The following is a 562-nucleotide window of genomic DNA, read 5'->3' as shown; positions in this document are numbered from 1 at the left end:
ATGCGTGGCTTGCCAACAACGGAGGCGCAATGGCCTCGGACAGCTGTGGTGATGTCACCTGGAGCAACGACTTCGACGCTTTAAGCGATCTTTGTGGTGCGACCGGATCGGCTACGGTAACCTTTACCGCTACCGACGACTGTGGTAACACCAGCGAAACATCAGCGACCTTCACTATTGAAGACACTACCGATCCGATGATCGATACCGAAGCAATGGATGAAACCGTGGAATGTGACGGAGAAGGCAATATGGCTGCACTTGATGCGTGGCTTGCCAATAACGGAGGCGCAATGGCCTCGGACAGCTGTGGTGATGTAACCTGGAGCAACGACTTCAACGCCTTAAGCGATCTTTGTGGTGCTACCGGTTCAGCTACCGTAACCTTTACGGCGACCGACGACTGTGGTAACACCAGCGAAACATCAGCGACCTTCACTATTGAGGATACAACAGATCCAACAATAGACACCGAAGCAATGGATGAAACCGTAGAATGCGACGGCGAAGGAAACACAGCCGCCTTGAATGCGTGGCTTGCCAACAACGGAGGCGCAATGGC

Annotated in this window: 1 pseudogene; it reads left to right on the top strand. The window is 53.4% G+C overall.

The features are described 5' to 3' along the window. A pseudogene (locus ACFQ3Q_RS14080) lies at positions 1-562 on the top strand (hypothetical protein); the annotation flags it as partial.

This window comes from Salegentibacter chungangensis (genome assembly GCF_042678405.1).
Lineage (GTDB): Bacteria > Bacteroidota > Bacteroidia > Flavobacteriales > Flavobacteriaceae > Salegentibacter_A > Salegentibacter_A chungangensis.
The sequence above is the reverse complement of the archived record's forward strand: the minus strand, read 5'-3'. Positions and strand labels throughout refer to the sequence as shown.